Below are 13,264 nucleotides of genomic sequence, written 5' to 3' on the forward strand. Positions count from 1 at the left end.
CCTCGCCCCCGGGCGCACCGCGCTTCCCGACCGATATCCTGATGATTGCGACATGACTCAACTTGCCGACCTTCGCCGCACCTATGTGCTGGGCTCGCTGTCCGAAACCGACGTGGCCCCCGACCCGATGAGCCAGTTCAAGCGCTGGTTCGACGAGGCGGTCACGGCCAAGCTGCCTGAACCCAATGCCATGACCCTGGCCACGGTCGACGCCGACGGCCAGCCGTCCGCGCGCATCGTGCTGCTCAAGGGCATCGACGACCGGGGCTTCACCTTCTACACCAACTACGAAAGCCGCAAGGGCCTGGACCTGGCGGCAAACCCGCGCGCCGCGCTGCTGTTCCACTGGGTCCAGCTGGAGCGCCAGGTGCGCGTCGAAGGCCGCGTCGAGAAAGTCACCGACGACGAGAGCGACGCCTATTTCGCCACGCGCCCGCTGGGCTCGCGAGTAGGCGCATGGGCCTCCGCGCAGAGCCGCGAGGTGCCCGGCCGCGACGTGCTGGAGCAGCGCGAGCAGGAATACCGCAGCAAGTTCGGCGAAAACCCGCCGCGCCCGCCCTACTGGGGCGGCTACCGGGTGGTGCCGACCGCGCTGGAATTCTGGCAGGGCCGCCCCTCGCGCCTGCACGACCGCATCGCCTTCCGCCTGCAACCCGGCGGCGACTGGCAGATCGTGCGGCTGTCTCCCTGAGGAGGCTGGCGCGCCGGAACGTTCGCCAACAGCGCCGAACAGGTCGGTAGTGGGGTCTTCTGGCCGGTGCGCTGCACAAGCTGCGGAATTGGACTAAAGTGAGACAGGCGTCGCTTGGCTACTCTTTTCTTGCAGCGCTCGCGACGGATCGGGCAAGGTTCCAGCTCAGTACCAGCCTTGCCTGATGCGTCGGCCGAAGCGTGTGCCGCAACCATCGGGAGGTAAAGCGCATGTTTTTCAAGCAAGCCCTGGAAAAGCAACTCGACAACTGGATCGCCGACCTGCGAGAGAATGCCAATCTGCCGGTCAGCTTGCGGCTGTGGAACGGCACCGAATACCCGCTCGGGCACTTCGACAAGCCGGCGGTCACGCTGACCGTGCGCGAGGCCACGGCACTGCCGCTGCTGCTGACGCCAAGCCTGGACAACCTGGGCGAAGCGTATGTGCAGGAAAAAATCGACTTCGATGGCAGGCTGGCGGACATCATCAAGGTCGCCTACGGTTTATCGTCCGCAGCTACGCGGCGCGCCGGCGGCGTGCTGTACAAGGTGGCGCAGCACTTCACGCATAGCAAGCAGGAAGACAAGGAGTCGATCCAGTACCACTACGACGTCTCCAACGACTTCTACCAGCTCTGGCTCGATCCCAACATGGTCTACTCCTGCGCCTACTTCGAGCACGGCGACGAAGACCTGGCTACCGCGCAGCTCAAGAAGATCGACCACATCCTGACCAAGATCCGGCTGCAGCCGAACCAGACCCTGCTCGATATCGGCTGCGGCTGGGGCGCGCTGGTGCTGCGCGCGGCGCAGAAGTTCGGCGCGCGCTGCGTCGGCATCACGCTGTCGCAGAACCAGTTCGACTTGGCCACCGAGCGCGTCAGGGCCGCGGGCCTGTCCGACCGCATCGAGATCCGGCTGCAGGACTACCGCGACACCGCCGGCACCTTCGACCGCATCACCAGCGTCGGCATGTTCGAGCACGTGGGCAAGGACAACCTGCCCGGCTATTTCAGCCGCATCCGCGAACTGCTGGCCGACGACGGCTATGTGATGAATCACGGCATCACCTCGCCCGACCCGGACAACGGCGCGACGCCGATGGACGGCGCCGAGTTCATGGACCGCTACGTGTTCCCGCAGGGCGAACTGCCGCATATCGGGCTGGTGCTGCGCACGCTGCAGCAAGGCGGGCTGGAAGCCTTCGACGTCGAACTGCTGCGCCGCCACTACGCGCAGACGCTGCACCACTGGGCCGACAACTTCGAGGCCCGCCGCGACACCATCCGCAGCCTGGTCGGCGAGAAGAAATACCGCATCTGGCGCGTCTACCTGGCCGGCTGCGCGCATGCCTTCGAGACCGAGAAGATGGCGATCTACCAGGTGGTCTGCCACAAGTCCGGGCTGCCGGCGGACACGCTGCCGTGGTCGCGCCACTATATCTATGACCAACCCATTGGCAGCAAAGACTAAAGGCAACGCTGGCGATTGACTGAAGACCTCTTTGGCGGGCTGCCACTGCCCGCCCTACCCGCCACCCCCGAACGGCCCGCATCCCACGCAGGCGCGGCCGCCCCGTCCGGCACAGCGGCACGCGGCAAGAGCGTGCAGCCCGCGCAGACAGACGAAGCCCTGCGCGCGCTGGCCGCGCGTCTGCCAACGAACCTGTATTTCGGCACATCCTCCTGGGCCTACCCCGGCTGGAACGGGCTGGTCTACGACGGCGAGTACGGTGACAGCCTGCTGTCGCGCAAGGGCCTGGCCGCCTATTCACGCCATCCCCTGCTGCGCGCCGCCGGCATCGACCGCGGCTTCTACGGGCCGATCCCGCTGGCGGACTACCTGTCCTACGCCGCGCAAGTGCCCGATGGCTTTCGCTTCCTGGTCAAGGCACCGGCCAGCGTCTGCGACGCCTGGCTGCGCGGCTCCGACGGCGCCGGCAGGCTGGCCAACGCCGCCTTCCTGGACGCGGAGATCGCGGTACGCGACTTCATCGTGCCAGCCACCAGCGGGTTAGGGAGCAAGTGCGGGCCGCTGCTTTTCCAGCTGTCGCCGATGGGCCCGCTAGCCGATAGCGCGGTGTTCCTGGAGCGGCTCGACGCCTTCCTGGGCGCGCTGCCGCCGCTCGATCCGTCGATCACCCCGCATGCCTGCTACACCGTGGAGTTGCGCGACCCGGCGCTGCTGACGCCACGCTACATCCGCCTGCTGCGCCGCCACGGCGTACGCTTCTGCCTGGCGGCGCGCGACCGGTTGCCACCGGTGCCGCGCCAGGCCGCGGCGCAGGCGCTAATGGATGAGGAAGCGCCGGGTCCGCTGATCCTGCGCTGGATGCTGCATGGGGGCCGGCCCTATGCCTACGCGGAAAAGCTCTACGCGCCCTTTGACCGCATCGTCGACGATGACCCCGACACCCGTCATGCCATTGCCGACGTGGTGGCGCGCACGCTGCGCACCGGGCAGCCTGCCATCGTCATTGTCAGCAATAACGCCGAGGGCTGTGCGCCGCTGAGTTGTGTGCGGCTGGCTGAGGGGATTGTTGCGAGGTTGGAGGGGGTGGTTGGGTGATGCTGTTTGTATCGGGGGGGCTTGACCAGCGTTGTTGGTTCATCGCCATGCGGGGGGGGTTTGTGGTTCTTGGTGGGCGTGGGTCGTTTCGCCGGCGTAGCCGGCGGGGCTTCTTGCTCGCTGGCTTGGGGATGTAGGTCGGGTTCCCTGTTGTCGTAGGTTTAAGCGCCTGGTTCCGCCCTGCTGGGCGGGTCACTTTTTGTCCGAGCCGGAGCGACAAAAAGTAACCAAAAAGCGCGTCGCCTCAGGCGGCTGGCCACCAATTTGGCGGCGGGGGTGATTCGGGCGGTGGTGCTTGCCGTTCGATGGGGTCGGTGGTTCGACCCAGCTACGCTCCCTGTCCGGTGCCTACGTCGACGGACTATTGGACGAACCCGACTTTAGGTTATTGGCAGCCTTCTAACCCGAACTTTGACTTCCCAAATGGCCGGAACCCGCCTCGGCGCTGGGTTTCGGCTATTTTTGAGGCTATTATGTAGCCATGTAAATTAGTATTTATCTATTGCTTTTTAGCAGTGCTGTGCTTGAATAAGTGTTCATGTATATCGAACACGTCCCCAACCGCAACTCGCCCCCCGCCGTCCTGCTGCGCGAGTCCTATCGCGACGGCAACACGGTCAAGAAGCGCACCCTCGCCAATCTCTCGTCGCTGCCCGCCGAGGTCATCGAAGGCTTGAAGGTGCTGCTACGCGGTGGCGTCGCGGTGTCGGCCGCCGATGAGGCCTTCGTGATCGAGCGCAGCCTGCCACACGGACACGTGGCCGCCGTGCTTGGCGCGGCGCGCGCCTGCGGTGCCGAGCAGTGGTTTGCCTCGGCACCGGCCGCGCTGCGCTCGGTGGTGATGGCACTGCTGGTGGCGCGGGTGGTGTCACCCGCTTCCAAGCTCGCCACACATCGCATGTTGCGCGACGAGACCGCGACCCACTCGGTGTCGCGGCTGCTGAAGTTGGGCGACCTCGAACTCGAGCAGGTCTATGCCGCGCTCGACTGGCTGGGAGAAGCTCAGGAAGGCATCGAGAAGCGCCTTGCCAGGCAGCATCTGAGCGGCAATACGCTGGTGCTCTATGACCTCACTTCCACGTGGGTGACGGGACGCTGCTGCGAGCTTGCCGCCCACGGCTACAGTCGCGATGGCAAGCGCGACGACCCGCAGATCGTGTTCGGTCTGGTTTGCACTCCTGAGGGCTGTCCGGTGGCGGTCGAAGTCTTCGCCGGCAACACCGCCGATCCGGCTACCGTGGCCTCGCAGGTGGACAAGCTCAAGAACCGCTATGGCATCGAGAAGCTCGCGTGGGTGGGCGACCGGGGCATGCTCACGCAGGCGCGCATCGACACGGTATTGCGCCCGGCGGGCCTGGACTGGGTGAGCAGCCTGCGCGCGCCGCAGATGGCCGCACTTGCCCGGGAGAAGGGCCCCTTCCAGCCCTCGCTATTCGATGAGCGCAACCTGCTGGAGGTGACCAGCGAGGCGTTCCCCGGCGAGCGGCTCATCGTGTGTCGCAATCCGCTGCTGGCCGAGGAGCGCAGCCGCAAACGCGAAGCGCTGCTGCAGGCCACCGAAGCCGAGTTGATGAAGATCACCGACGCGACCACGCGTGCCCGCAACCGCCTTAAGGGCACCGAGGAGATTGCCCTGCGCGTAGGCCGCGTCATCGATCACTTCAGGATGGGCAAGCACTTCGAGTTGAACATCACCGACTCGAGCTTCACATGGAGGCGCAAGGCCGAACAGATTCAGCAGGAGGCCGCACTCGATGGCCTTTACGTGGTGCGTACGAGCCTGCCGGCAACGGACTTGCCGGCTGAGGCGGCCGTGACCGCCTACAAGGGTCTGGCGGTGGTGGAGCGGGCCTTCCGTTCGCTCAAGACGGTCGATCTGCAGGTGCGTCCCATATTCCATTGGAACGCCGCGCGCGTGCGCGCTCACGTCTTTCTGTGCATGCTTGCTTACTACGTCGAGTGGCACATGCGCGAGAAGCTAAAGCCGATGCTGTTCGACGATGAATACGTCGAGCTCGCGCGTACGGCCCGGCCCTCGCCAGTGGCCAAGGCACGACGCTCGGACCAGGCGAAAGCCAAGGACGCCACCAGGCTTGGAGAGGACGGCTTGCCGGTGCACAGCTTCCGCACGTTGCTCGAGGATCTGGCTACGCTCGCGTACAACGTCTGTCACACGCCCCTCAACCCGCAAGCAAAGATCGTCATGATCACGCGGCCGACCCCAGTTCAAGAAAAGGCCTTCCGCCTGCTCAACGTCAGCCCCGTCGCCTGTACCCAGTAATCGACTCGCTCGCGCGCGCATAACCGTGAGAAATCAAAGCATTAGCGCGCCGCGAGCTCAAAGTTCGGTCTAACCAGGTCATCGGTGGGACGCCTTCGGCTGCGCTGCGCGCACTCAGTATCGCAGGTCGGGTGCTCGGGCACGGAGTGCGTCGCTGCGCTCGCACGGCGCGTCGTGATGCCGGGCCAAAGGCGCAAATCAGGACGTGGCCGTCCGTCTGCCACGTTAGGGCCGGCGCGAAGGGCAGCCGAAGGCGTCCCACCGACGCGGTACTTAGCAGGCTGCCAACCGCCTAAAGTCGGGTTCGTCCAATAGTCCGTCGATGTGGGCACAGACAGGGTGCGTAGCAGGCTCGAACGGCCAACCACGCCAAACGGCAAGCACCACCGCCCGAACCACCAACGCCGAGGAATGGATGGCCAGCCGCCAGAGGCGACGCGTTTTTTGGTTACTTTTTGTCGCTCGGACAAAAAGTGACCCGCCCAGCAGGGCGGAACCAGGCGCTTAAACCTACGACAACATCGAACCCGACCAACAGAACCCAGCTAACGAGCAAGAACCCCCGCCGGCTAAGCCGGCTAAACAGCCCACACCCGCCAAGAACCACAAACCAACCGCATAGCACCGCCGTGCCGCCCCAAAACCAATCCCTACTTCCTCAACTTCCCCCCAAACTGCTTCCGAAACTTCCCCAACTTCGGCGAAATCACAAACGCACAATACCCCTGGCTCGGATTGTCCTGATAGTAATTCTGATGACTCGCCTCAGCACGCCAGTAAGGCAGTTCCGGCTCGACCTGCGTCACGATCGGCGAATCAAACACCTTGGCAGCCGCCAACTCCCGCATCACGTATTCCGCCGTAGCCCGCTGCGCCTCCGAATTCGTAAAAATCGCCGACCGATACTGCGTCCCGACATCGTTCCCCTGCCGGTCCGGCGTGGTCGGATCATGGATGGCAAAGAAGATCTCGAGGATTTCGCGGTAGTTGATCACCGAAGGATTGAAGGTGACACGCACCACCTCGACATGACCCGTATTCCCCTCGCAAACCTGCTGGTAAGTCGGATGATCCACATGGCCGCCGGTATAACCGGACTCCACCGCCACCACGCCGTCGACCTGCTGGTAGACCGCTTCCAGGCACCAGAAGCACCCGCCCCCCAGCGTGGCCGTTTCAAGTCCATGTTCCATTTGCGCCGCTCCCTCGCTGTGCCGTCTGTGGCCTCATGGTCTCAAGCATAAGCGCAGATCGGCGCCCTTGCAGCGAATTCAGCCCGGCTGGCGCTGCGCCTCCAGCATCGCGCGCAGCTGCGGCTTGAGCACTTTACCCAGCGCACTGCGCGGCAGGTCGTCCAGCAGCACCACCTCGCGCGGCAGCTTGAAGCGGGCGATGCGTGTCGCCAGCAGTTCGCGCAGCGGCTCTGCCGCCAGCGCTTCGCGCGGCGCGCCCGGCGCGAGCACGATCACCGCCACCGGCACTTCGCCCCAGCGCGCATCGGCCACGCCCACTACCGCGCACTCCTGCACGCCGGGCAGGCCGACCAGCACGTTCTCGATCTCGGCGGGATAGATGTTCTCGCCCCCCGAGATGATCATGTCCTTGCTGCGCCCGACCACTTCGATGCAACCGTCGGCATCGCGGTGCGCGAGGTCGCCGGAATGGAACCAGCCGTCGGGCAGGCCGTTGTCGGGCTGGTTCCAGTAGCCCGCCATCACATTGGCGCCGCGCACCCACAGTTCGCCGACCTCGCCCTGCGCCACCTCGGCGCCGTCCGGGCCGGCCAGCCTGACTTCGGTTTCCGGCTGCGGCCAGCCGGCATAGCCGGGCCGGGCCATCGCATCCTCCAGCTTCAGCACCACCGACACCGGCCCGGTTTCGGTCGCGCCATAGACCTGCCCCAGCGGCACGCCGCGGGCGTGGAAGGCGTCGATATATGACAGCGGGATGGTCGACGAGCCCGCCATCACGCCGCGCAGCGCCGACAGGTCGGCACCGGGCCAGCCGGGATGCTCCAGCACCGCGCGCAGCGTCGCCGGCACCATGAGCGACAGGCTCGGCAGTGCCTGCGCCACCGCATCGAGCCATGCCTGTGGCGCAAAGCGGTCATGCAGCGTGACCTGCGCGCCGGCCAGCAGCGCCGGCAGCGTCTGGATGCACAGGCCGCCGACATGGAACATCGGCAGCACCGACAGCACGTGGTCGTCCGCCGTCATGCCGTGCGCCCACCAGCTCGCGCGCGCATTGGCCAGCAGCCCGGCCTGGGTATGCAGCGCGCCCTTGGGCTTGCCGGTGGTGCCGGAGGTATAGGCGAGCAGCAGCGGCGCGTCGTCCGGCATCCGCGAATGGATCACGCCGGGCGGTGCCGGATGGTCGATCAGCCGTTCCAGACGCGCGACCCGGCAGCCGCCGCCGGCCTCGCGCGCCAACGCTTCATGGCGCTCGTCATGGAACAGCGCGGCCAGTTGCGCGTGGCCGGCGATGGTACGCAGCTCCGCAGGCGCGAGCCGGTAGTTCAGCGGCGTGAACGTCGCCCCGACGCGCGCGCAGGCGAACAGCAGCACCAGTTGCAGCTCATGGTTCAGGCACAGTGTGCCAACGCGATCCCCCGCGCGGATGCCCCAGGTTGCCGCAAGATGGGCGCTGGCACGCTCCACGCGCCGCCACAGCTTGCCGTAGGTGAAGGTGCGGCCAAGGTAGTGCAGCGCGGGTCGCGCCGGTGCCGCTTCGGCATGGCGATACAGCATTGCCGGCAGCGCGCCCAGCCCGGCGGCGCCCAAACGCATGGCGCGGCGGGTGGCGCTCATTCGTCGCGCTCGCCGGATTCGTACAGGGTCTCGCGGCCCAGGCGGTCGAGGATCAGCTCGGCGGTCCAGGGCAGCATGAGCGCGCCGCAGCGCGAATCGCGGTAGAGCCGCTCCAGCGGCAGGTCCTTGAGCATCGACTGCCCGCCGCAGGTGCGGATCGCCAGCCGGGCGATATCGTTGGCGCCTTCCATCACGGTGTAGTGCGCGGCGTACAGGCGCAGGCGCTCGTCCTTGGTCGGATTGGGCCTGGCCTCATGGATCACGCGCCAGAAGATCGAGCGCATGGTCTCCAGCTGGATGCGCATCTGCGCCACCGCGATCTGCTTGGTCGGGTACATGCGGCGCTTGACCGGCGGCTGGCCGGGCACCTCGCCGCGCAGGTACTGCACGGTGAAGTCGTAGGCGGCCTGCGCCACGCCCAGGTAGGTGGGCGACAGCGTGAAGAACATCGCCGGCCAGGTCTGCGCGGCGCGGTAGTACACGCCGCGCGGCATCAACTGCTCCTGGTCGGGCACGAACACGTCCTTGAGCAGCAGCGTGCGCGACACCGTGCCGCGCATGCCCATCGGGTCCCAGTCGCCGGTCACGGTCAGCCCGTCCGCCTTGCCGGGCACGGCGATGTAGAGCGTATCGCGCATGTCGGGATGATGGTCGCCGCGGTCCTCGGTACACAGGATGCCGTAGTAGTCCGCGGCGCCCGACAGCGAGGCGAAGATCTTGCGCCCGTTCAGCACCCAGCCGCCCTCGACTTTGCGCGCGGTGGTGCCGAACGGCGCCTTGCCCGCCGCGGCGGCGGAGCCTTCGGAGAACGGCTGCGCATAGATCGCGCCGTCGCGCACCACGCGCGCGAAGTGCAGTTCGCGCCGGGCTTTGTGCTCGGCGCGCTGCTCCGGCGTCATGTCGATGCCGTCGGACAGCATGCCGGTCCACATGGTCGAGCAGATATGCATGTTGTAGGTGAGCGCGGTGGCGCCGCAGAAGCGGCCGATCTCGGCGCCCACCATGCAGTAGGTGGCAAAGTCCGCGCCCTCGCCGCCGAACGCCTGTGGCACGCACAGGGCGAGCAGGCCGGCCTCGCGCAGGTCGTCATAGTTGGCGAAGGGGAAGCTGGCCTCGCGGTCCCAGGTGGCCGCGCGCGCCGCAAAGCGCTCGCGGCCCAGGCGGTTGGCCAGCGCCAGCAGGCGCGCTTGTTGCGGGGTGAAGTCCGCCGTACCGACGGCGGGAATGAAATCGAGCTGGCCGGATGGCATGTCGCAGTCTCCTGTCTTCCTGCTCGCGCCGCATGCAGGGGCGGCGCGGCGGTGGTTCTTGTGTGGCGTTGCCCGGAAGCTAACCGGAAAACGGCGCGGTTCAGTGCAAGGGGAAGTGTCGGCGCAGGAAATCCAGCACCGCCTCGTTGAACAGCGCCGGCCGCTCCATGCAGGCCAGGTGGCCGACATCCGGCAGGCAGCGGTACTCGGCGTCCGGAATGCGCTGCACCATCCGCTCCATCACCTCCGGCGCGGCATTGGTATCGTGCTGCCCGGCCAGTGCCAGCACCGGCACCGCGATGCGCGCCAGCGCGTCGCGCTGGTTGAAGCGCACCAGCGCGCCCAGCGCCGCGCGGTAGGTAGGCGCCGGCACCGCCGCCATCACCGCCGTGGCGAAGGCCACGGCCTGCGCGTCGGCATCCGGCGCAACCATCGTGCGCACCAAGCCGGCGGCCATCTCGGCCATGGTCTTGCCGGCGTCCAGCGGCGCGGTGCGCGCGGCGATGAACTCGCGCTGCCACGGCCCGTCGCCCTTGCCAAAGGCGGGCGAGGTGCCGGACAGCACCATGCCGTCGATCAGCGCGGGCGTGGCCGCGCAGGCCTGCTGCGCGACCATGCCGCCCATGCTGTGGCCCAGCAGCACCACGCGCCGGCCGGCATCGCGCTCGGCCTGCAGCAATGGGGCCAGCGCCTGGGCCAGTCCGTCGAAGTCATAGGGGTCGATCAGGGCGCTGTCGCCGTAGCCGGGCATGTCCCAGGCCACGGCGCGGTAGCCGGCCCGCGCCAGCGCCTCGCCCTGCGCGGGCCAGGCCGCCTTGCCGCCGCCGATGCCATGCAGCATCACCACCGCCACCGGGCCGTCGCCCCAGGCCAGCGTGGCGATGCCGTTGGCGTGGCGTTGCATCGTCGGAGTTGCGCTCATGCGGCCACCTCCACCAGCGTGCCCGCCTCTACCTCGGCGCGGCCATCCAGCGATACCGTGCAGTTGCGCAGCGGCAGGTCGAAATGGCCCAGCGTATGCCGCCCGGCCACCTCGTTGGCACCGGTCGAGAACAGGAAGTTGCCGGCGAACGCGCGCAGTTCGGTGCCGTTGCAGTCGCGCTTGTCGTAGAAGGTCATCGCGTCCCAGCGCGCCAACCGGTTCAGGCCCCAGCCCACGTGCGAGACCGCGTAAGCGTCGCGCGTGCCCTCGCGGTCGGCCCAGGCCTGGTAGTAGCCGCGCATCATGTCGGCATCCACGCCCTGCCCCTCGACGCCGACGATGTAGTCGTCCTCGATATGGCAGACCACGGTATCTCGCAGGTAGGTCTTGAAGGTCAGGTTGACGTCGCCGGGCGCCAGCACCAGCGTGCCGTTGACCTGGCGGCTGGCCGGGAACGCCAGGCACAGGCCGCCGGGCCAGTGCGAAACCTGGCCGGGCTTGTTGCAGAAGCCCCAGACCCCGCCCACGCGCGCATCGGCCAGCCCGATGCGCAGCTCGGTGCCGGCGGCGGAATGCACGCGCATCTCGCGCGCGCCGCGCAGGCGCTTCATCGCCGCGCGCACGGTGCCTTCCAGTGCCGGGTCGGGCTGGCAGCGTTCCAGGATCTCGGGGTGTTCGTTGCTGACCATCAGCATGCGCGGCACCACGCCGTCGGCGCCGCGCAGGATCAGCGGCAGCTCCCGCGCATGCAGCAGGCCTTCCACTGTGCAGTCCAGCACCAGGTGGCAGCGCGACAGCGCCGCCACCACCGGGGCGAGGTTCTGCAGCGCGTCGCTGGCGCCGGTCGAGCGCACCGGCGCGGGCGCGCTCAGTGGCGGTGTCGGCACCTGGATGCGTACCGGCGTGGCGCCCAGCGACTGCACGGCCAGCTCGGCCAAGGCCACGTTGACAGGGCGGGATTGCGACTCCGTTACAATTCCGACGACATCCCCGCCCTGCAGGGCACAGAGTTCCAGCGTGCGCCGGAACGCCGCCAGCCAGCGGTGTTCGATCTGCTCGATGAGCATGACGTTTGTCTCCTGCTTGTTGTTTTATGGGCGGCACGGCCGCCTGCTTTGTGCGCCAGCCCACGTCCGCGGCGCGCCATGTGCGGCGCCGAACTTGAACTCGCAGCCCCTGGCGCGAATAATATATATGAAATTTCATGAACTCCAGCGGAGTCCCCATGGGCATGCCTGAGGCCCAGCTACCGATTGCCAGCGTAGCCGCCGCCCCCGATTTCGATGCGATGCACTTTCGCCGCACCCTGTCGCAGTTCGCGACCGGGGTCACGGTGATCACCACGCGCGCCAGCAACCAGTCGGTCGCCGCCGGCGCGCCGCCGTTCATCGGCATCACCGCCAGTTCGTTCAATTCGGTGTCGCTGCAGCCGCCGCTGGTGCTGTGGAGCATGGCCTCGCGCGCCAACAGCCTGCCGATGTTCCGCGACGGCACGCACTACATCATCAACGTGCTGGCGGCCTCGCAGCTGGACCTGTGCCAGCGCTTTGCCACCCTCAAGGGCGACCGCTTCGCCGGCGTGGACTACCGGCTCTCGGCCACCGGCCTGCCGATCCTGTCCAATGCGCTGGCCTGGTTCGAATGCCACAACCGCAGCCGCTATGACGAGGGCGACCACGTCATCTTCGTCGGCGAAGTGGAGCGCTGCGGCGTGATCGATGGCGAGGGCGGCCCGCTGGTGTTCCAGGGCGGCCAGTTCACCACCACCGCCCCGCTCGATCTCTGAACGGCAACGGGGCCACCATGGCGGATCTGCCTGAAGCATCACCCCTGCCCTTCGTCGACGGCTACCTGGCCTACCTGCTGGCCCGCGCCAGCCACCTGATCTCGGGCGAATTCCATCGCGAGGTGGAAGCCAGCGGCCTGTCCGTGCAGGAATGGCGCGTGTTGGCCACGCTGGCCGACCGCCCCGACTGCACCATCGGCGTGCTGGCCGAGATCACGCTGACCAAGCAGCCAACGCTGACCAAGCTGGTCGACCGCATGGCGGTCGACGGCCTGGTCAGGCGCAGCGCCGGCAAGACCGACCGGCGCCTGGCCCTGATCTCGATCACGCCCCGCGGCCTCGCGCTGGCACAACCGCTGCTGGAACGCGCGGCGCAGCACGAACGCGCCGTGCTGAACGACTTCGGCATGCAGCAGGGCACGCTGCTCAAGGAAACCCTGCGCCAGCTGATCGCGCTGCATCAACGCTAACTGTCCGCGCCCGCCTTCAGGATCGCCAGCGGCGAACTGTCCACCTTGATCCGCTGCAGCACGATATTCGAGCGGATATCCATCACGCCCTTGGTCCGGTACAGCCGGTTCACGATGAAGTCCGAGTAGTGCTTCAGGTTGCGCGCCTGCACCCGCAGGATGTAGTTGCTGTCGCCGGTGATGATGTACGCCGACAGCACTTCCGGCCACGACTGCACCGCGGCGATAAAGGTGTCGTGCCAGCCCTCCACGTCATGGCGCATCGATACCTGCACGATCGCCTCCAGTTCCAGCCCCAGTTGCTCGGCATCGAACCAGGCGCGATAGCCGCCGATCACCCCTGACTCTTCCAGCAGGCGCACGCGCCGCAGGCATGCCGAAGGCGACAGCGCCACGCGGTCGGCCAGGTCCTGGTTGCTGATGCGGCCGTTCTCCTGCAGGCAGGTCAGGATGCGCAAATCGGTAGGATCGAGGTTCATTCGAATTTCCT

The 13,264-nt window shown here is 67.2% G+C and carries 12 protein-coding genes; 6 read left to right on the plus strand and 6 right to left on the minus strand.

Translation table 11 applies throughout. From position 1 onward, the window contains the following. Positions 1–52 precede the first annotated feature (52 nt). The 4 genes from pdxH to DN412_RS00405 all read left to right on the plus strand — a co-directional run bounded on the left by pdxH (position 53) and on the right by DN412_RS00405 (position 5,539). Complete coding sequence (pdxH, locus tag DN412_RS00390) at positions 53–691, plus strand: pyridoxamine 5'-phosphate oxidase (RefSeq protein WP_078197418.1); 639 nt, start codon at positions 53–55, stop codon at positions 689–691. Between the two features lie 230 nt (positions 692–921). Continuing rightward, the gene (locus tag DN412_RS00395; RefSeq protein ID WP_115012708.1) at positions 922–2,163 is read left to right on the plus strand and encodes an SAM-dependent methyltransferase; all 1,242 of its coding nucleotides are present in this window, start codon (positions 922–924) and stop codon (positions 2,161–2,163) included. 15 nt (positions 2,164–2,178) lie between these two features. Beyond that, positions 2,179–3,258 (plus strand): DUF72 domain-containing protein, encoded by a 1,080-nt coding sequence (locus DN412_RS00400; protein ID WP_115012709.1) that lies wholly within the window; start codon positions 2,179–2,181, stop codon positions 3,256–3,258. 538 nt (positions 3,259–3,796) lie between these two features. Then, positions 3,797–5,539 (plus strand): IS1634 family transposase, encoded by a 1,743-nt coding sequence (locus DN412_RS00405; RefSeq protein ID WP_115012710.1) that lies wholly within the window; start codon positions 3,797–3,799, stop codon positions 5,537–5,539. Positions 5,540–6,189: 650 nt separating this feature from the next. On the opposite strand, the gene msrA is transcribed toward DN412_RS00405, so the two are convergent. From msrA to DN412_RS00435, 5 genes are all read right to left on the minus strand, one after another. Then, on the minus strand, positions 6,190–6,732 hold the full coding sequence (msrA, locus tag DN412_RS00415; RefSeq protein WP_115012712.1) for a peptide-methionine (S)-S-oxide reductase MsrA: 543 nt from the start codon (positions 6,730–6,732) through the stop codon (positions 6,190–6,192). A gap of 78 nt (positions 6,733–6,810) precedes the next feature. Continuing rightward, positions 6,811–8,346, minus strand: a complete 1,536-nt coding sequence (locus DN412_RS00420; RefSeq protein WP_115012713.1) for a class I adenylate-forming enzyme family protein — start codon at positions 8,344–8,346, stop codon at positions 6,811–6,813. Then, positions 8,343–9,596, minus strand: coding sequence for an acyl-CoA dehydrogenase family protein (locus tag DN412_RS00425; protein ID WP_115012714.1), 1,254 nt, complete (start codon positions 9,594–9,596; stop codon positions 8,343–8,345). The genes DN412_RS00420 and DN412_RS00425 overlap by 4 nt, the downstream gene beginning before the upstream one ends. Positions 9,597–9,696: 100 nt before the next feature. After that, complete coding sequence (locus DN412_RS00430) at positions 9,697–10,518, minus strand: alpha/beta fold hydrolase (RefSeq protein WP_115012715.1); 822 nt, start codon at positions 10,516–10,518, stop codon at positions 9,697–9,699. Further along, on the minus strand, positions 10,515–11,585 hold the full coding sequence (locus DN412_RS00435; protein ID WP_115012716.1) for a 2,5-dihydroxypyridine 5,6-dioxygenase NicX family protein: 1,071 nt from the start codon (positions 11,583–11,585) through the stop codon (positions 10,515–10,517). Before DN412_RS00435 ends, DN412_RS00430 begins: the two co-directional genes overlap by 4 nt. Before the next feature lie 158 nt (positions 11,586–11,743). Between DN412_RS00435 and DN412_RS00440 the strand changes: the two genes are divergently transcribed. Beyond that, positions 11,744–12,304 (plus strand): flavin reductase family protein, encoded by a 561-nt coding sequence (locus DN412_RS00440; RefSeq protein WP_078197433.1) that lies wholly within the window; start codon positions 11,744–11,746, stop codon positions 12,302–12,304. A 17-nt stretch (positions 12,305–12,321) separates the two neighbouring features. Then, complete coding sequence (locus tag DN412_RS00445) at positions 12,322–12,774, plus strand: MarR family winged helix-turn-helix transcriptional regulator (RefSeq protein WP_115012717.1); 453 nt, start codon at positions 12,322–12,324, stop codon at positions 12,772–12,774. Here DN412_RS00445 and DN412_RS00450 read toward each other — a convergent pair. Then, positions 12,771–13,253, minus strand: a complete 483-nt coding sequence (locus DN412_RS00450) for an Lrp/AsnC family transcriptional regulator (RefSeq protein ID WP_115012718.1) — start codon at positions 13,251–13,253, stop codon at positions 12,771–12,773. The two genes, DN412_RS00445 and DN412_RS00450, sit on opposite strands and share 4 nt — an antisense overlap. Positions 13,254–13,264: the final 11 nt, after the last annotated feature.

The sequence above is a fragment of the Cupriavidus lacunae genome (assembly GCF_003353055.1).
Lineage (GTDB): Bacteria > Pseudomonadota > Gammaproteobacteria > Burkholderiales > Burkholderiaceae > Cupriavidus > Cupriavidus lacunae.

Coding starts and splice junctions, on each gene's coding strand:
- DN412_RS00450 (WP_115012718.1), bottom strand. CDS start 13,253: ATGAACCTCGATCCTACCGATTTGCGCATCCTGACCTGCCTGCAGGAG.
- DN412_RS00395 (WP_115012708.1), top strand. CDS start 922: ATGTTTTTCAAGCAAGCCCTGGAAAAGCAACTCGACAACTGGATCGCC.
- msrA (WP_115012712.1), bottom strand. CDS start 6,732: ATGGAACATGGACTTGAAACGGCCACGCTGGGGGGCGGGTGCTTCTGG.
- DN412_RS00445 (WP_115012717.1), top strand. CDS start 12,322: ATGGCGGATCTGCCTGAAGCATCACCCCTGCCCTTCGTCGACGGCTAC.
- pdxH (WP_078197418.1), top strand. CDS start 53: ATGACTCAACTTGCCGACCTTCGCCGCACCTATGTGCTGGGCTCGCTG.
- DN412_RS00430 (WP_115012715.1), bottom strand. CDS start 10,518: ATGAGCGCAACTCCGACGATGCAACGCCACGCCAACGGCATCGCCACG.
- DN412_RS00420 (WP_115012713.1), bottom strand. CDS start 8,346: ATGAGCGCCACCCGCCGCGCCATGCGTTTGGGCGCCGCCGGGCTGGGC.
- DN412_RS00425 (WP_115012714.1), bottom strand. CDS start 9,596: ATGCCATCCGGCCAGCTCGATTTCATTCCCGCCGTCGGTACGGCGGAC.
- DN412_RS00405 (WP_115012710.1), top strand. CDS start 3,797: ATGTATATCGAACACGTCCCCAACCGCAACTCGCCCCCCGCCGTCCTG.
- DN412_RS00440 (WP_078197433.1), top strand. CDS start 11,744: ATGGGCATGCCTGAGGCCCAGCTACCGATTGCCAGCGTAGCCGCCGCC.
- DN412_RS00435 (WP_115012716.1), bottom strand. CDS start 11,585: ATGCTCATCGAGCAGATCGAACACCGCTGGCTGGCGGCGTTCCGGCGC.